This window comes from Streptococcus sp. OMI870, assembly GCF_047460295.1.
In the GTDB taxonomy this organism is placed as follows: Bacteria; Bacillota; Bacilli; order Lactobacillales; family Streptococcaceae; genus Streptococcus.
In genome coordinates this window covers 1-17786 of record NZ_JASHGM010000001.1, presented here as the reverse complement: position 1 = coordinate 17786, position 17786 = coordinate 1, and the positions used below count along the sequence as shown (strand labels likewise).

The window sequence follows — 17786 nt, the reverse complement described above, 5'->3', positions numbered from 1 at the left end:
CTTCTACTCCAAAATAAACTTCTCTGCTACAGTGTCTCCTAAAAAGAGACCTTTCTTGGTCATGCGAACAATGTCCTTGTCAGGGACCAAAAGGCCCTGCTGGGTCAATTCCTCAACCACTGGTCCATATTGTTGGTCAAAATTCACACCAAACTTTTCTTCAAAACGCTTCTTGGAAACGCCTGTTTTCTTACGGAGTCCTAGAAACATCTCTTCTTCCATCATTTCTGTCTGACTCAAGTGCTCTTCTTGGACACGCGCATTTCCCTCGTCAACAGCCTGCATATAGTGACAGATAGGCCCATGATTCTTGTAGCGAATCCCATCGACATAGCCGGATGCTCCAGCTCCCAATCCATAATACTCGGCATTGTCCCAATACATGAGATTGTGCCGACTTTCAAAACCAGGCTTGGAGAAATTGGAAATTTCATAATGCTCAAAGCCCGCACGCTCCAACTCCTGAATTATGTATTCAAACATCTCTGCTTCCAACTCCTCTTTAGGTAGAGGAAGCTTGCCCCTTCTCATGCGATTCATAAAGACTGTGTGATTCTCCAGAATCAAGCTATAAAGACTCATGTGGGGAATGTCAAGGGCAAGAGCCTTAGCGACATTCTCTTTGACCTGCTCCATGGTTTGTGTCGGAAGCGCGTAGATGAGGTCAATCGAAATATTGTCAAAACCAGCCAGTTTCAGACGGTCGATATTGTCATAAATGTCCTGCTCTTGGTGGCTTCGACCAATCTTCTTGAGCAAACGATTATCAAAGGTCTGCACGCCCAATGAAACCCGATTAACTGGCGAATCCTTCAAAACCGCAATCTTATCCGGATCCAAATCACCAGGATTGGCCTCGATAGTCAGCTCTTCCATCTGAGAGAGATCAAGCGACATGGTCAGCTCCTTGAGCAGATAGGCTAGCTGATCTGCAGATAAGGCCGTCGGTGTCCCACCCCCGATATAGAGAGTCCGTAAGTTTGTAATTTCTTCCCGACGAAATTCTTGGATCAAATGATCTAGATAAGCATCGACCGGTTGGTTCTTAATAAAGACCTTCGAAAAATCACAATAAAAACAAATCTGGGTACAAAATGGGATGTGGACATAAGCGGACGTTGGTTTTGTATGCATACCTTTAATTATACCATAAAATCCCCCCGAGTCCGAAAAGAAAAGGGAATAAGAAGCAAGGAATTCCTTGACAATAACGAATAAAAGGAATAGAATAAATCTAATCATATTCGGAGGTAAGGAGATATGAACAACTAAGTTTCGTTAAATAAAATACTTTATTTAGTGGACTGCTTGTTCTATCTCTTTTTGTGTACCCTCTTGCCTATTTTCCAACTTTTTTTGGCTAAATAAGGTCTTTTTCTGCCTGGGTTCCACTTGAATACAGCTCTACTAAATAGGTAGAGCTGTTTTTTTGCCCCAGTAGAAAGGAATCTTATGCTAAAACTATCCCACCTTACCATCCGCCATACAAAAGATTTACGAGATTTGGTTCGCGATCTGTCCCTAACCATTCATGAAGGGGAAAAAGTTGCCATTATTGGCGAAGAAGGGAATGGAAAATCTTCCTTGCTTCAGGTCCTTATGTCCCCAAAATCCCTACCAGATTATCTGATCACGGAAGGAGAAATCACCACTTCCTTTCACTCCTATGCCTATATTCCCCAGACTTTGCCGGAAACATTGAAGAGGAAAACCTTGGAAGAATATTTTTTTGGAGAGGACGAGCTAGACTATGCCAGCCTCTACAGACTGGCTGATCAATTGCAATTTAATAGCGACCGATTTGCAAGCGACCAAGCTATCGGAAGTCTATCTGGAGGAGAAGCCCTCAAAGTCCAACTGCTTCACGAACTTTGTTGTCCTCATGAATTGCTATTTTTAGATGAACCTTCAAATGATCTGGATTTGGAGACCTTGGACTGGCTCCAGCAGATGATCCAAACGAGTCCCCAAACCATCATATTTATTTCCCATCATGAGGATTTTTTGACTCAGACGGCGGATACCATCATTCACCTCAGACAGATCAAACACCGCAAGGAAGCTGAAACCATTGTAGAGCACCTAGGTTATCAAGACTATAGTAGCCAGAGGGAACAACAATTTAAGCAACAGTCTCAGCAAGCGGCCAACGATCAACGAGCCTACCAAAAAACAATGGAGAAGCACCGTCGCGTCCGTCAGCAAGTCGAAACATCCTTACGAAACACTAAGGATAGCACTGCTGGACGTCTCCTGGCAAAGAAAATGAAGTCCCTCCTCTCACAAGAAAAGCGTTACGAGCGAGAATTCCAATCCATGACTTCCCAACCCTATGATGAGGAAATCATTAATCTGCATTTCCCTTCCCTCACTCCCTTGTCTCCTCAAAAACGAGTCCTTCTCTTAGATCAGGAAGAGCTCGCAATTGGGGATCGTGTCCTGGTTAAGAACCTCTCCCTTACTCTTCTAGGACAGGATAAAATAGGGATTATCGGTTCCAACGGTGTAGGGAAATCCACTTTTCTAAAAATGATCTGGGAGATCTTACGGAAGAATGAAAGTATTCGCACTGCCTATATGCCTCAAGATTACACTGAACGCCTTCCTTTGACTCAGACACCGGTTCAATTTCTACAGCATTCAGGCGATCGCGAAGAAATCAACACCATTCAATTGCATTTAGCCTCCCTCAACTTTACTTATTCTGAAATGCACCATCCTATCTCTGAACTTTCTGGTGGCCAGCAAGGCAAACTCTTTCTCCTTCAATTAGTACTCACAAGTCCCCAGTTTCTGCTCTTGGACGAGCCTACTCGCAATTTTTCCCCCACTTCCCAACCAGAAATTCGTCGCCTATTCGCAGACTACCCAGGCGGACTGGTTACAGTCTCCCACGATCGGACCTTCCTCAAAGAAGTCTGCCAAAAAATCTATCGTCTGACTGAAAATGGTTTGGTAGAAATAGAGTCGCTCTAACGTAAAAAAGATTGGCCAAAAAACCAATCTTTTACATTGAAAATAAAGTCCTCTTAGAAACTTTCCTTAGGTGAGAACGGACGTCAGCGAACTTCATAGAAGTTCCATGACTTAGTTTTGAACCTAAGGTTTCAAAACTCCCGAGTGCCTGAAACCATTAAGTTTCAGGCACTTTTCTCACAGCGAAAAGTTTCAATAGAGTATTGGATAACTCTGAATTTGTTAGATTTGTATAAAAGAACAGTTCGTAAACGTTCTCCAAACTTGGTTTTGACCAATTATTCTATCTAATTTTGTCCTGCCTCTTGTCCCATTTCTTGGGTGCGTTTGTAGGCAGCTTCCACACCTGCAATGATGTCGCCCCGTAGGCCGACTTGTTCTAAGCGATTGACTCCTGCGATGGTTGAGCCACCTGGGCTACAAACTGCATCCTTCAAGCTTCCAGGATGTTGCCCCGTCTCTAAGACCATACTGGCGGCCCCTTTGAAAGTCTGAGCCGCCATCTGAAGAGACTGACTACGTGGCAATCCCATGGCAACCCCTGCATCCGCCATGGCTTCAATCATCTGATAGACAAAGGCTGGACCACAACCTGCAACAGCAGTTGCAGGATCCATCAATTTTTCTTCGATTTCGTAGAGAGTCCCTGCTCCTGCTAAGAGCTGGTTGACTTGGGCTAGTTGCTGATCTGTCACTGCTTGGGAGCGGGTCAGACTGATGACACCTTGACCAATGGCTACGGGCGTATTAGGCATGATGCGGATGAGCCCCACCCGCTCATTTTTTACCACACTTGCCATTTGCTCCAGGTCCAGACCTGCTGCCATAGAAACCAACAGGAGATTGGAACGTTGGCCCAAAATGTCCTGGTACTCTTCAAGTAAAGGGCTGATTTGGTAGGGTTTGACACCTAAGAAGATGACCTCCGCCTCTTGAAAGACTTGTTCAAGATCAGATGCTGTTCCCCCATATTGGCTGATAAACTCTTCCACCTTTTGAGGGGAACGGTTGACCAAGAGCAGGTCTGTGGCAGCTACTTCTTTTGCGACCGCTTTGGCCAGACTAGCTCCCATATTTCCAAGACCGATAAATGCTACTTTCATGACTTACCTCACTTGACCATTTCCACTGACGATATACTTGTAACTAGTCATCTCCCGCAGTCCCATTGGTCCACGCGCATGGAGTTTTTGGGTCGAGATCCCCATTTCACAACCTAGGCCAAATTGACCCCCGTCTGTAAAGCGTGTAGAAGCATTGACATAAACGGCTGCTGAATCTACTTGCTTGGTAAAATAAGCGGCTGTCTCAGGATTTTCAGTCACAATGGCATCCGAATGATGTGTGCTATGAGCTTCTATGTGACCTACCGCTTCCTCGACTCCATCAACGACCTTGACTGCTAATATATAATCTAAAAATTCGGTATCAAAATCCTGCTCCTGCGCTGCAGTCCCCGAAATAATAGCCTGTGCGTCCTCATCTAGACGCAACTCAACCGATCTTTCCCGCTCATCCACTAAGCGCTCTTTGACCAAGGGTAAGAAATCAGACGCAATCTCTTGATCGACCAACAAGACCTCCATAGCATTGCAGACGGATGGGCGACTGGTCTTAGCATTTTCAATAATAGCGATGGCTTTCTGGAAGTTAGCCTCCTTGTCCACATAGACATGGACAATACCAGTTCCTGTCTCGATCACGGGGACAATGGCATTTTCAACCACTGCTTGGATCAAGCCAGCACCACCACGTGGAATAAGCAAGTCCAGGTAGCCCTTAGCCTTCATCATAGCAAGGCTGGAAGCTCGACTCGTATCTTGGATCAATTGGAGAAGGTCTGGATTGAGTCCAGCTTCTTCCAATCCAGCCTTAAGAGCGGTCACGATCGCTTGGGCAGAATGAAAGGCATCTTTTCCAGTACGAAGAACCACTGCATTTCCACTCTTGATGGCAAGCGCTGCAGCGTCTGACGTTACATTTGGACGACTTTCATAAATGATCCCAATGACGCCCATAGCGACTCGAACTTTCTGGATTTCAAGGCCATTTTCCAAAACTTCAGTATCCAGCACTTCCCCAATCGGATCTGGCAGATCGATTAAAGCACGGATCCCTTGTGCCATCCCTGCAATCCGCTCTTGATCAAGAAATAGGCGATCTAGCATGACTTCAGAGATCTTCCCGCGTGCCGCTTCCATATCGATTTGATTGGCTGCTAAAATGGCTTCCGTCGCTTTCAGAAGCTGGCTGGCCATAGCTTCTAAGGCCTGATTTTTAAGAGCTGTACTGGCCGTATTGATGCTTTTCTTAGCCGATCTCGCTAAGGCAAATTGTTCTTGTGTTGTTTCCATACATTTTCCTTTAGAATTCTGTAAAGAGTAAGTCAATCTCAGGAGTTACCGAGATCCAATCATCCCGGTGGATGAGGATTCCCTTGGCTTTTTTAGATTGGAGCATATCGCGCACAGCCGACTGGCCGAGACGAACTTTCCCTTTCCCTAGTAATTGTCCTGACTCTTGATGATAGACACTGACGATGTCTTGATAAGAAAAATCCCCTTCTGCCTTGGTCACACCAGAAATTAATAAACTCTTTCCGTATTGCAACAAGGCCTCAGCCGCTCCAGCATCCACCCAAAGAGCTCCTTTACTTTCTGCATAAAAGGCTAGCCATTGCTTCTGGGTTTTTAACCCCTTGTCCTCTGCTAGGAAGTAACTGCCATCTGCTTGTTCTTGCGCCGCTTCGATCAAGGCATCAGGCTTGAGAGACGAGCAAATATAGACGGGAACTCCTGACTCTGTCGCCAGGGTCGCTGCCTTGAGTTTGGTCAGCATTCCGCCAGTTCCATTACTACTACCCGCACCTCCAGCCATCTCGATCATCTCGCGAGAAATGTGCTCGATCCGCTCCAAACGCTTGGCTGTTGGATCCTGAGAAGGATTGGCTGTATAGAGGCCATCCACATCCGTCAACAGCACTAAAAGATCCGCTTGGGCCATGGCCGCAACCTGCGCACTCAAGGTATCATTGTCACCAACTTTTAGCTCAGCGATAGAGACCGTATCATTTTCATTGATAATCGGAATCGCCCCACGGTTGAGCAAGACAGAAAGGGCCTGGTGGGCATTCTTATAGCGACGTTGATCCGCAAAGTCATCCTGGGTTAATAAAATTTGTGCAGAAACAATGTTGCGTAAAAGAAGATTAGAGGTATATTCTTCCATCAATAAGCCTTGACCAACTGCCGCAGAGGCTTGCTTGTCTGCCACCTTAGTCGGCCGTTTCTTAAAACCAAGGGCACCAAACCCAGCAGCAACCGCCCCCGATGAGACCAAGATCAACTCATAACCCGATTCGTGTAAGAGAGCCAACTGCTGGGTAATGACCTTGACCTTCTGTCTGGAGAGACTCCCATCGGGATTGGTCAAAGACGAGGTCCCTACTTTAAAGACGATTCGTTTTGCTTTCATCTCTATGTTTCTTTCTAATACTATTTATTTCGTATGTAATGAAAGTGACTGAATCTCCATTCAGCCATCTTCATTATCCTTTTCGAATGTCTTCCAGCGTTTTCTCAAAGATTGCTGGCACTTCTGCTGTAAATTCCAAAGTCTCTCCTGTGCGAGGGTGAGTAAAGCCAAGTGTTCGTGCATGAAGAAACTGCCCTTGTCCTTTAAGTGTCTTCTTAGGACCATAAGCAGGATCTCCAGCTACTGGATGGCCAATATAGGCCATGTGCACCCGAATTTGGTGGGTCCGACCGGTCTCCAGTTGCAACTCTACCAGCGTGTAATCCCCAAAGCGTTCCAAGACTTGAAAACGGGTCACAGCAGGCTTGCCTTTCGCTGTCACCGCCTGTTTTTTCCGGTCCTTTTCACTGCGACCAATTGGTGCTTCGATCATGCCCCGATCGTTAGGAAGATTGCCATGGACAATGGCCCAATACTTCCGGAGAGATTTTTTGTCTTTCAACTCCTCTGCTAAGGCGACGTGGGCTTGGTCATTTTTTGCGACCATCAAGAGGCCTGACGTGTCTTTGTCAATCCGGTGGACGATTCCTGGACGCAATTCCCCATTGATTCCTGAAAGGTCTTTGACATGGTATAAAAGGGCATTGACCAAGGTTCCACTGGTGTGGCCGGCACTGGGGTGAACGACCATGCCTTGGGGTTTATTGACGACGACGACATCCCGGTCCTCATAGACGATGTCTAAGGGCAGATCTTCTGCTTCATAGCTGACCTCTTCCACTTCTGGGACTTCATACTGGATGATGTCTCCTTCTTTGACCGTATACTTAGCCTTTTTCACAGTTCCATTGACCAGAACTTTTCCTTCTTTGATCTGCTCATTGGCTACAGCTCGTGACAAGGGAGTCAAATCCGCCAAAGCCTTATCCAGTCGCGCACCGGCTACTTCGATTTTAATTTCCATGCATTTCCTCTTTCAACATCAGGATCAGGAGCAAGAAAACTCCAACTGTCAAATAGCTATCCGCCACATTAAAAATGGCAAAATTCATAAAATCCAGGTGGAACATATCGACCACAAAGCCCTGACGCAGGCGATCGATAAAATTCCCCAAGCCACCTGCAATCACCAAGGTCAAGCCAGTCACCATCCAAAGCGATCCTTTGAGGTGCTTATAGAGATAGTAAATGGCTCCCGCCATCACTAGGAGCGTGATGATGGTAAAGAACCATTGCTGATTTTCAAGAAGCGAAAAGGCTGCACCTGTATTTTGAAGATAGGTCAGGCTGACCACATGGGGGACAAAGGATTTGATGACACCCAGTGGAATGTTCTTGACTACATACCATTTGACCAACTGATCCAGTAGGACCAATAGCACGATTGCTACCGGAACCATTGTTTTTCTCTTCATTTCTTACCTCTTTTGATCAAAATACTCTACCATGACCTCGACAAACTTCTCTGCTACAGGTGAGAGATCCACCTCTTCGCGTTTGACATAGACCATCTTATTGTCCAAGTTGTCTTCTAAAGGAATCACAGTAATGCCATTCACTGACTGGCTATCTAAAAAGCCTGATCCTGTCGCATAAGCATCTGTCCGCTCCAAGATCCCATTCAAGGTAGCCCGGTCGGTTACATTGAACATTTGGGAGCTCGAACTGGTATCGACAAAATTCTCTGAATAATAGAGATACTCATCTTTTTCTTGGGTAAAGCGAACAGTTGGTAATTGAGCCAGATCTTCCATGACCAGTTTTTTCTTCTTAGCCAGAGGGTGTCCCTTGCGAAGGTAAATATGAGTCTGAAAAGGAATCAAATCCACCACTTCAAGTCCTAATTTATCGACCCGTTGCATAATCCCCTTGGTATTTTGACGGTTGAGATAAATAATCCCCAACTCACTATGCCCTTGAGCCACTTCATCCAAAATTTGAACCGTCGTTGACTCAAAGATGCGGAAGTTTTTATTTTCCGGATAGCGGATCGAGAATTCCGTCATCAATGGTGGCAAGAAGTCATAGTGTTGACTAGAAATGGAGAATTCATTCTTCTCTTCTTCAGGACTAGCATATTGATTTTGAAAAATATCAAACCCTTTGACCACATCCTGCGCTTTTTCATAAAATTCCATTCCCCGACGGGTCAAAAATGTCCCCGAACTGGTCCGACGAAAAATCTTAAAGCCCAGTTCCTTTTCCAGATCACGTACTGAAATAGACAGGCTCGGCTGACTCACATACATTTTTTCAGCAGCCTCACGAAAAGTACCACTATTGGCAATCGCCACTACATATCGTAATTGTTGTATATTCATTCTATTTTCCTTATTACAGTATCGTCCTATTATACCATAAATTAGAGACTGAAAGAAGAGATGGGTTTAAGAGACCTTCTTCTCGTGAAATTAAAAAAACTGGAACTAAAACAGTTCCAGTTGATCCTTATTCAATTACTTGAGTTTCAGCTAATTTCTTGTACCAATGAGCCGATTTCTTAGGATAACGTTCTTGTGTATCGAAATCAACGTAGAAGAGTCCGTAACGTTTTTCATAACCATTAGACCATGAGAAGACGTCCATCAGGGACCAGATGAAGTAGCCCTTGACGTTTGCACCATCGGCAATCGCATCAGACAAGACTTCCAAGTGTTGTTTCACATAATCAATCCGGCCATCATCGTAAACAGTGTTGTCCACAAATTCATCTTTGTATCCAAGTCCGTTTTCAGTGATGTAGATCTTCTTGTAGTTTGGATAATCTTTCTTGACACGCATGATTTGATCATACAAACCTTGAGGGTAGATGATCCAGTCCCAGTCCGTACGTGGGACATAGTCAGGAGCTACACGACGTCCAACACCTTTGATTTGATATTTAGAGCTTCCTTTCTCCCCTTTACCATTGTGGATGATTTCAGTTTCACCATCAAAGGCTTCCATCCAGTCACTCATGTAGTAGTTAATTCCAAGGAAGTCATTCAAATCTTTAGCTGCTTCAAGTGCTGCAAAGTCTTCGTCACGAAGATCCAAGCTACCACCATTGACGGATAAAATGTGGTTTACACCTTCCATGGTTGCATCTGAATAGTGTCCAAGGTAAGTCGCATCCAAGATAAATTTGTTGTGGATGATATCTTCCAATTCAGCAGCACGTACGTCTGCAGGATTTTTAGGATCCAATGGATACTTAGTTGGAAGGGCGTGAACAACCCCGATTTCACCTTCATACCCTTTGTCTTTATACAATTTCACAGCACGTGCATGAGAAACCATCATATTGTGGTGAGATTGGAAGACTTTGGCAAGGTCATATTGAATACCTGGTGGGAATTTACCAACCAAGTATTGACCATCACCGATTGGGCCGATTTCATTGAAGGTTGTCCAATAGTTGACTTCTGGGAATTCTTCAAAACAGAAGGCAGCATAATCTACGAAGTGTTCGATATTTTCACGATTCAAGAAGTCTCCGTTTGAGTGAAGAGCTTCCGGAGTATCAAAGTGGTGAAGAGTTACGAATGGTTCTACATGACGTTTGTGGCATTCCGCAAATAGATTGTGGTAGAATTCAACCCCTTTTGGATTGACTTCACCATGACCAGTTGGAAAAATACGTGACCAAGCAATAGAAATACGAATTCCGTTTACGCAATATTCTTCCGCCAACTGTAGGTCTACTGGATATTTATGGTAGAAATCACTCGCTGGTTCAGCAGTATACCAATAGTTGTCTGCTAAGTATTTATCCCATGCAACTGGTCCTTTTCCGTCAGTATGGGTAGCTCCTTCTGCTTGATAGGCAGCCGTTGCCCCACCAAAAATAAAATCCTTAGGTAATGTTTTAGACATAAGTTTCCCCTTCTCAATCATAAAATAAAAACAAAGCAAGATGGAGAGGAGTAAGTGAGCAATCCTTCTCCATCTCACTTTAATCAACAGTAAATGTATTTATTATTGAAATTGTTCTTGAACGAATGCAAGAGCGCCTTTACCATCACGAGTCAACTTGATGTATTGAGCTCCTTCAGTCTTAGCCAATTTGATTCCAAGTTTATCTGTTTCAGCCTTCATATCTTCATAGTTTGAAGCTACTTGAGGAGCAAGAATAACAAGGTCAAATTCTGGCAACATTTCACGGTGAGCACCGTAGCCACCAGCAGCAGCCTTCACAGGAACATTGTATTCTGCAGCAGCTTTATTCAAAGCGTTGGCAAGAAGTCCACTAGTTCCACCACCGGCACAAAGAACCAATACGTTAGTTTCTTTTGTGATATTGTTTTGAACTCGTTCACCTTCAACACCAGCTTTTTCAAGAATAGCATCTGCTTTTGCAGTGTTAAAGTTTGCAGCAACTTTTTCTTTCAAGCTATCGTTTGATTTACCTGAACGTTCTTCTTCAAGAATTTGTTCATCATAAACCTTGAGGAATGGATAGTAGATAACAATATCTACTACAATTAATAATGCTGCAAGAGCGAATGATAAGAACTGGAAGTTTGTACCAAGAACAATACCAAGAGGTCCTGGTGTAGTCCATGGAAGGTTGGCAGTAAATGAGTTCATGCCAAGTGTTTCAATAAAGAACTTAAAGATCCATACGTTTGCAATTGGTGCAAAGATGAATGGGATAAAGAAGATTGGGTTCAAAACAAGTGGTGCACCAAACAAGATTGGTTCGTTTACACCAAAGAATGTAGGAACTACTGAAGCGCGTCCAATAGCACGATTTCGTTTTGATTTACATAACCACATAAACATGAACGGAACAACAAGAGTTGCACCAGTACCACCCATAGTGACGATGAACATTTGTGTACCAGATGTAAGGATCTTATCAGCGTGCATACCTTGTTGAAGGAGGTTCAAGTTGACTTCGGCATTTGCATAAGTGATCGCTGCAATCGCAGGCTCAACGATAGATGGGCCGTGAATACCAATAAACCAGAAGAATGCAAAAGCACCGAAAATGATCGTAATTCCAACATAACCATCTGCTGCTGAGAAGAGAGGAGCAAGAAGCGTACCGATAGATTCAGCTACTGTTACACCGAGACCGCCCTTAACAATCAATTCAAGTCCATAAAGGAGAACCACTGATACAGTGAATGGAATCAAGTCTTTAAATACTTGAGAGATATTTGGTGGAACTTCGTCTGGCATGCGAATCGTCACATTGTTTTTCACGCAGACCTTGTAAACATTAACGGTAACAAAGGCTGCAATAAAGGCTGTTAGCAACCCTTTAGTCCCCATGAATGCTGTTAAGAATCCGCCATCTTTAGCAGGTTCAGCAGCCATGAGCAAGAAGCCAACCATAGAAGCCAACATTGTAGAAATGAAGTTGATTTGGTTGGTTGCTGGGAGGTCACGGTTCATTGAATCAGTCAAAGCCTTAGCCGTTGTCCCACCAACGAAGAAGGCCAAGATGCCCATAGAATAGCTATATGGAGTCATCAAGAGAGTTTCAATATCTTTAGACCAATGGAATCCCCAAGCGTTTGGTACATACGCAATTAGGATGAAGATAGATGAGAATAAGATTACAGGCATCCCTGCAATGAAACCATCCCGAATCGCTCGCAAATATTTGTTTCGAGAAATCTTTTCAAAGAATGGTTTCCCTTTTTCAATCAGTTCAATCAGTTTATTCATTATTTCGCTCCTCTTTTATATAGTTCAATCAGATGGTGAATCACGTCTTTTAATAGGATTGTTGTCATGAGATGGTCTTGACCATGCATCATGGTAATGCTATAGGGGATTTCTTCTCCTGCTGCTTCATGCGCTAGCATGGTCGTTTGAGATTTGTGAGCCTCAGCGATACAAGACCCTGCTTCTTCTACTAAGGATTCTGCTTTAGCAAAATCACCATTTTCAGCAGCTTTTAAGGCTTCCACTAATTTTGATCGAGCGTCACCGGCATAAGCGACAATTTCAAACCCAAGTAATTGGACTTCTTCTTTATTCATGTTGGTTCCTCCTTATGATACCTTTTGAAAATTTTTATAATAGACGTTGAATATGAAGGGCTAAATAGACTCTTTCATTAGGAGATATCTTGGCTCCTGTCTGTTCAGCGATGGTTTGGTAGATTTGATGACTAATCTCATAAGCCTTTGGATAACTTAGCTGGATCAGTTGTTCCATCTCGCTCAAACCTTCTGGATCTTCTCTTCCCTTATCTAGCGAATCTAGGAAATAATTGAGATGGATCATAAAGCGATCATAGAAATGACTGTTTTCTTCTTTCCGTTTCAATCCATTTTGAGCTAGTTTTTCTTCTACAGCTTTCAAAATAACTTGTCGGTCCTGGACATCTGGATCTTGCTCATGAATCATTTCCCCTTGTGCATTAATGAAATGATAAGCGATGCGATTCACTTCATCGTCAGGAAATTGATCCAAGAGTCGCTTTCGAAAGATCTCAATCGCTTCTTTTGCGATTTTATAGGGAATTGGATGCATAGCAGACGCATCAGGAAGGTCACTGTGTTTGTATCTTCCCTGTTGAACTGCCTGGTAAGAACAAAAGATGTGATCTGTTAATGTCACATAGATATATTCTTGAACAGGATAGGCATATTTCTTAGACAAGGTATCAATCACTTCATAAGTGGTTGTAATGAAATCAAGAGGAACATCCTTTAGAAGGGCCATAAAGTTTTCTCTTGACTCATCCGTGTTTAAACGAAATACTTTTTCGACCTTATCATCAGCTACTAGATCATTTTTCTTTTTCCCAAAAGCAATCCCACTCCCAACAACAATTAACTCTTGTTGTAGTTCATTTTGAACCAAAGCAACATTATTGTTCATTGGATGGATAATACGATACATGAGGCTCTCCTTTGTAAAATTTGTTAAAAGCAAATAAAAATGACCACGAAGCAACTGAAAAAATTAGCCTACACTAATTGTTCAGTCTACTTGTGGTCACGCCTAATCTAACTTAGTAACGCTCACTGCTATTCAACTTTATAAACTTATTCTATCATAAGCTTTTTGTTTTGTAAACCCTTACAGCGAAAATTTTTAAACATTTTTTTATAAAAAAGAAACAAGACCTTAAAATAATGAAGAGGCTGGGACAAAAGTCCTAGCCTCTCAATCATCTTTGGATTGTCGAGCAAGACGCAGTGGTTGAGTGGGCTCTACTACGCTGATTTCATCAGCTTTTACAGCCCTACTCAACTGTGCGGAGGTGGGACGACAAAATAGAATTCTAACGAATTACCGATTTCTGTCCCACTCTCTAACTGTTGCTTTAGGAGGCAATCATCATTTGAATCTTATACGCGTTCTGTCCAAGGTGTCGCTACTTTAGCCAAGACGTCATTTAATTCTTCAATATTTTGTCGACCTTCTGTACGAAGCCATTCACGAGCAGCTGCTTCTCCATCTTTGATGTAGGCTTCTACTGAACCTGCCCATGTCGCACGTCCACAAAGAACACCGTTGAAGTTAGCACCAGACTCATGCGCAAATTCCAAGGTTTCTTGGAAGAGTTTTGCAGATACACCAGCACTGAGATAGATGTATGGAAGGTTAGTTGCTTCTTCTTGTTCTTTGAAGAAAGCAGCTGCTTCTTCACGACTATAGACTACTTCTCCTTCTCCAAATCCTTCCACGAAGTTCACATTAACTGGAACTTCCACTTTCAAGACATCGATATTGAAACGAGGATCTGAGAAGACTTTCATAGCCTCAATCACCTTACGAGGTTTCACTTTCGCATATTCAGCTGACGCAGCATCCGCAATTCCTTCATCATAAGCCAAGATTTCAAGGAAGAATGGAATATCTTCTGCAGCACATTCAGAACCGATGCGTTCAATATAAGCTTGTTTTTCTTGGTTGAGTTCATCTGCACTGTCTACATCATAGTAGAGCAAGAATTTCACAGCATCTGCGCCTTGTTCTTTGATGCGTTTTGCTGACCAAAGGTTGAGGCAGTCTGGTAGACGCTTTGTGCTTGATGTATCGTAACCTGTTTTTTCATAGGCAAGTAAGAGACCAGCATCTTTGTCCAAGGCTTTCGTAGCTGGCAAACCATATTCTGGGTCCAACAACATAGATGAAGCATATTTTGTCAATTCATCTGCTACAAGGACTTTCAATTCTTCCATTTGTGCTACAGTTGGCTCAGTGTCTTGGTATTTGGCCATCAAGCGTTTCAAAGCCCCACGTTGGTCGAAGGCCAAAGCTGAAATGACACCGTCTTTTGTACTAAGACGTTCCAAATAGTTGCGTTTTTGTTCTGTTAATACCATTTTATACCTCTTTTACGATTAATTGTTGATACAAGGCATCATAGTGCCCCATGTTGACATGTCCTGTTTGTGCTTCTTGCGCATTTAACATTCCAAGAACATTTGCTTTCTTGAGCAAGTCTGCGTCACTCTCATGATGATAGAGACCAGATGCAATCCCTGCAACAGTCGAATCACCAGATCCGACTGGATTGACGACATCGATCTTAGGAATATCTACCTTATAGAAGACATCCCCATGCTTAGCGAAAGCGCCATTTGCACCAAGGGAGACAATTACCCACTCGATGCCATCAAAGAGAGAATCCTGAAGAACTTCTTTTAAATCTTCCACATTCTTACTCACTTCTTTTCCTAACAACTGTGATAATTCTTCATTGTTTGGTTTAATGACCGTAGGCTTGACAGCTTCTTGAATGGCAGCTTCTAAAGAAGCTCCCGAGCAATCGAGTACGACTGGTTTCCCAGCATCCTTTGCAATCTTGACAAGGCTAGCATAGTAGTCCACTGGTAAACCAGCAGGAAGACTTCCAGAGATGGCAACAACCTCTACTTGGTCAACCAAGTGACGATAATGGTCGAGAAAGTCTTGCCCTTCTTTCTCAGAAATGGTTGGACCTTTTTCTAAGATTTCTGTTTGCTTGCCTTCGTGAAGGATGGCGATACAATTACGTGTATCTCCAGCAATTTCAAAGAAACGTTCCTCTATCCCTTCTCCTAAATGATCGAGAATGAATTGCCCCGTTCGACCACCAAGTAGGCCAGTCGCTGCCACTGGATCCTTTATCTCAGAAAGTACACGAGTAACGTTAAGACCTTTCCCACCAGCTGTCTTACTCACCTCAGCCACACGATTGACTGTATCCAACTGGAGTACATCCAAAGGATAAGAAATATCAATCGAAGGGTTCATCGTGACCGTTAATATCATACGTCACCTCTTAGTCGTGGTATTCACCACGGTCCCATTTTTCAAGGAATTCTGCAAAGAAATCAGCATCCGCTTGATGAGCATTATGGCTTTCCACATGTTGGATCTTAGCGATCAATTTTTTATTTTCTTCAGTTGGTTTGTATTCAGCGTGGATGAATGCTTCAATGATATCGCACATGAGTAATTCACCCGTAATTTTACCACCAAACCCGATGACATTCGCGTTCAATTCTTCTTTTGCATAAAGAGCAGTTGTCATATCGCGTACCAAGGCAGAACGGACGCCAGGTACTTTGTTAACAGCATTGTTAATCCCAACACCAGTACCACAGATACAAACACCAAGATCTGCTTGGCCACTTGCTACGGCTTCACCGACTTTCTTACCAAAGATTGGATAGTGGGTACGTGTATGGTCATAAGTCCCAAAGTCGAGCACTTCGTATCCTTTTGATTTCAAAAAATCAGAAACAGCCATTTTTTCATTTGTCACAATGTGATCACAACCAATTGCAATTCTCATTTGAATTCTCCTCTCATTAGCACATCTTATTCAACATATCTACACGGATTTGGTGACGGCCACCGTCGTATTTACCATTGACGAAGCCTTTGGCAATGTTTTTCGCCAATTCATCCCCAACAATTTCAGCCCCCATGGTAATCATTCGAGAATTGTTGTGTCCACGTGTCATATAAGCAGAACGTTCATCTGAAACTTCTGCTGCCACCATTCCTTTGATTTTAGTCGCAACCATAAATGGACCAGCTCCATAAGCATCAATCACGATTCCAAGATTTTGATCGTTTTTGTTCACTTCGCTCGCAACTGCAAGTGTCACATCTACAAAATCTTGACCTTCAGCGGTTACATCTACAACATCGAAGTTTTCTTTTACAAGAAATTCTTTCACGAGATCTTTTAATCTTAATCCTGCAGCATCTGCACCAATTACAATAGACATGTCCTGTCCTCCTTTTGTTTGTTTCAGCAAATATCCCTGTTGTTAATTTTTCACAAAGAAACATTTTCTTACTTTTGATATTATATTACACCTATTTCGAACGAAAGTCAACATTAAATTGTTTATTTTCGAACATTTTTTAAAAATAAAAACACCATATTTTGTTTTATATGATTTTCGTATACAAGGCATATTTGTCTTTGATCTTCTTTGGAATACTATCATCAGTAATAATGGCATTCAGGTCTTCCACTCGATAGAAACTATAGAAAGAATAGCTATCAAACTTACTGTTATCAGCAACCACATATTTCTCAATTGCATTGTTTAGAATAATGGCATTACCATTTCCTTCTTCTTCATTGGCTGTGGAAACATGATGCCCATCGATGCCATTGACCCCGATGAAAGCTTTAGAAACCTTTATTTCTTTCAAGAGTTTATTGGCAAATTGACCGACAAAAGTTTGTGTCTTCACACGATAGCGACCACCAACTAAGATCAAGTCATAATTTGGAAAATCCTTTAGCTTTTCAAAAATGGGGAGGGAATTGGTGACAATACTGATTTCCTTTCCTTCTAAATAGTCGCCGATAAAATCTGTTGTCGTACCAGACCCAATAAAGACGGTATCCCCATTTTCGATCAACTCTGCACATTTTTTTGCAATGCTTCGTTTTTCATCAATATTGATGAGATTTTTCTCACTGTGAGAAGCCTCTAACAAGCTATCTTTTACCTTTTTGTGGGCTCCACCATGTACACGAACTAAAAGACCTTGTTTTTCAAGATCGATCAGATCGCGACGAATGGTCATGTCTGTCACCCCAAAGAGTTCCTTGAGTTCTTTGACTGATACCACACTTTTTCGATCCAGTTCCTGAAGAATTTCAACATGTCTGCTATCTTTCATGGTACTACTTCCATTCCTACTATATTTGTCTCTATTATACTACATTTTACAAAAAACACAAATTCAAACATTATATTAACAGGAGTAAACATGATATTTTTAAATAAATAAAAGAAAAAAGCCTTCTGATAAATCAGAAAGCTTTACTTTTTGCTATTCCTAGCTTCCTTGCCTTACTATTTCAAGACTCGGAATAAAAGGTTCACAGAACCTTTTTATTTTGCGATTGGGTAAACAGAAACTTGTTT

17 protein-coding genes are annotated in these 17786 nt (G+C 42.7%); 1 reads left to right on the top strand and 16 read right to left on the bottom strand.

Annotated elements, in window-relative coordinates:
• Positions 1-3: 3 nt before the first annotated feature.
• Positions 4-1134: a radical SAM family heme chaperone HemW gene (gene hemW, locus QM968_RS00085; RefSeq protein WP_414381212.1), complete on the bottom strand. Its 1131-nt coding sequence runs from the start codon at positions 1132-1134 to the stop codon at positions 4-6.
• Positions 1135-1452: 318 nt separating this feature from the next.
• Here hemW and QM968_RS00080 point away from each other — a divergent pair, with 318 nt between their 5' ends.
• Positions 1453-2976, top strand: a complete 1524-nt coding sequence (locus QM968_RS00080; protein WP_414381209.1) for an ATP-binding cassette domain-containing protein — start codon at positions 1453-1455, stop codon at positions 2974-2976.
• Between the two features lie 287 nt (positions 2977-3263).
• Here QM968_RS00080 and proC read toward each other — a convergent pair whose 3' ends face one another.
• From proC to QM968_RS00005, 15 genes are all read right to left on the bottom strand, one after another.
• A complete protein-coding gene (proC, locus tag QM968_RS00075; protein ID WP_414381206.1) occupies positions 3264-4079 on the bottom strand; it encodes a pyrroline-5-carboxylate reductase in 816 nt (271 codons plus the stop codon).
• Positions 4080-4082: 3 nt separating this feature from the next.
• A complete protein-coding gene (locus QM968_RS00070) occupies positions 4083-5330 on the bottom strand; it encodes a glutamate-5-semialdehyde dehydrogenase (RefSeq protein WP_414381203.1) in 1248 nt (415 codons plus the stop codon).
• Between the two features lie 10 nt (positions 5331-5340).
• Positions 5341-6450, bottom strand: coding sequence for a glutamate 5-kinase (gene proB, locus QM968_RS00065; RefSeq protein ID WP_414381200.1), 1110 nt, complete (start codon positions 6448-6450; stop codon positions 5341-5343).
• A 73-nt stretch (positions 6451-6523) separates the two neighbouring features.
• Positions 6524-7414, bottom strand: coding sequence for an RluA family pseudouridine synthase (locus QM968_RS00060; protein ID WP_414381197.1), 891 nt, complete (start codon positions 7412-7414; stop codon positions 6524-6526).
• Positions 7404-7865 carry a signal peptidase II gene (gene lspA / locus QM968_RS00055; protein WP_414381194.1) on the bottom strand — a complete coding sequence of 154 codons (462 nt, stop codon included), beginning with the start codon at positions 7863-7865 and terminating at the stop codon, positions 7404-7406. Before lspA ends, QM968_RS00060 begins: the two co-directional genes overlap by 11 nt.
• Before the next feature lie 3 nt (positions 7866-7868).
• Complete coding sequence (locus QM968_RS00050) at positions 7869-8771, bottom strand: LysR family transcriptional regulator (protein WP_371610954.1); 903 nt, start codon at positions 8769-8771, stop codon at positions 7869-7871.
• A 127-nt stretch (positions 8772-8898) separates the two neighbouring features.
• The gene (lacG, locus tag QM968_RS00045) at positions 8899-10305 is read right to left on the bottom strand and encodes a 6-phospho-beta-galactosidase (RefSeq protein ID WP_414381191.1); all 1407 of its coding nucleotides are present in this window, start codon (positions 10303-10305) and stop codon (positions 8899-8901) included.
• Positions 10306-10407: 102 nt separating this feature from the next.
• Positions 10408-12108, bottom strand: coding sequence for a lactose-specific PTS transporter subunit EIIC (locus tag QM968_RS00040; protein ID WP_414381188.1), 1701 nt, complete (start codon positions 12106-12108; stop codon positions 10408-10410).
• Positions 12108-12425 (bottom strand): PTS lactose/cellobiose transporter subunit IIA, encoded by a 318-nt coding sequence (locus QM968_RS00035; protein ID WP_003007713.1) that lies wholly within the window; start codon positions 12423-12425, stop codon positions 12108-12110. Before QM968_RS00035 ends, QM968_RS00040 begins: the two co-directional genes overlap by 1 nt.
• A 34-nt stretch (positions 12426-12459) precedes the next feature.
• Positions 12460-13293, bottom strand: a complete 834-nt coding sequence (locus tag QM968_RS00030; RefSeq protein ID WP_371610957.1) for a PRD domain-containing protein — start codon at positions 13291-13293, stop codon at positions 12460-12462.
• Between the two features lie 452 nt (positions 13294-13745).
• On the bottom strand, positions 13746-14726 hold the full coding sequence (gene lacD, locus QM968_RS00025; protein WP_009731213.1) for a tagatose-bisphosphate aldolase: 981 nt from the start codon (positions 14724-14726) through the stop codon (positions 13746-13748).
• A gap of 1 nt (position 14727) precedes the next feature.
• Complete coding sequence (locus QM968_RS00020; protein WP_324737720.1) at positions 14728-15657, bottom strand: tagatose-6-phosphate kinase; 930 nt, start codon at positions 15655-15657, stop codon at positions 14728-14730.
• Positions 15658-15667: 10 nt separating this feature from the next.
• A complete protein-coding gene (lacB, locus tag QM968_RS00015; RefSeq protein WP_414381185.1) occupies positions 15668-16183 on the bottom strand; it encodes a galactose-6-phosphate isomerase subunit LacB in 516 nt (171 codons plus the stop codon).
• Between the two features lie 16 nt (positions 16184-16199).
• Entirely contained in the window at positions 16200-16625 is a 426-nt protein-coding gene (gene lacA, locus QM968_RS00010) for a galactose-6-phosphate isomerase subunit LacA (RefSeq protein WP_003007724.1), read from the bottom strand.
• Between the two features lie 166 nt (positions 16626-16791).
• Positions 16792-17538, bottom strand: coding sequence for a DeoR/GlpR family DNA-binding transcription regulator (locus QM968_RS00005; RefSeq protein WP_195623166.1), 747 nt, complete (start codon positions 17536-17538; stop codon positions 16792-16794).
• Positions 17539-17786 lie beyond the last annotated feature (248 nt).